The organism is Pseudomonas sp. CFBP 13710, assembly GCF_014842235.1.
Taxonomy (GTDB): Bacteria; Pseudomonadota; Gammaproteobacteria; order Pseudomonadales; family Pseudomonadaceae; genus Aquipseudomonas; species Aquipseudomonas baltica.
The window spans coordinates 1-661 of the sequence record NZ_JACYVJ010000029.1 but is presented as its reverse complement, the minus strand read 5'-3'; the positions used below and the strand labels follow the sequence as shown (position 1 = coordinate 661).

1 protein-coding gene is annotated in these 661 nt (G+C 67.0%); it reads right to left on the bottom strand.

What is annotated here, in order from left to right:
• Positions 1-661 (bottom strand): hypothetical protein (locus tag IFT44_RS21025; RefSeq protein ID WP_192176523.1); only part of this gene is annotated, 661 nt, incomplete at both ends.

Below are 661 nucleotides of genomic sequence, written 5' to 3'. Positions count from 1 at the left end.
GTAGAACACCTCCGCCGTCTTGCCCAGCGAAGCCGCCAGAATCGGCGCAGGAATGGCCCCCTGTGCTTCACCCGCAACGCTGACGGTGATGGGCGGGATCGCCTGGTCCGCATTCCCCGCCACACGCCAGAACGGCATGACGCTATCGCCTATGCGCAGGCGCATATCGCGCAGCACGAAGCTCGCGGTGTTGGCTTGTGTGGTGCCTGGCTTGACAGGGCTCCAGGACGTGACCGGCCCACCGGTATGATCGTGAATCTGCGGCGCCGGCCACGTCTGGCTCGCGGCATCCTGCACCGAGATCAGCACGCTTTCGGAAACCCCCGTGGCTCCCGCGCTGGGAATCAGCTCGTACCACACGTTGACCGAGCCATTGAGGTTGGGGTCCACGTAGCGGGTCTTGTCCACCCAGAAGCTCAAATCCCCTACCGCAGTGATGGGCAGTTCCACCGGCGGGTTGATGCTCGTGCTCGAGCCCTCCCAGTGCAGCCGCGCCTTGCCGCCAACGTACAACGGCGAGCCGACGGCGACCTTGACGTAGATGCCGCCCGTGGCCAGGTCGGCGGGGTCCAGCACGTCGCCAGGTTTCAATGCCGGGCTGAAGGTGGGCGCGGGCAGCGAGGCGCCGGCGCCGACCACGGTCAAGGCCAGGGCGGGCGAA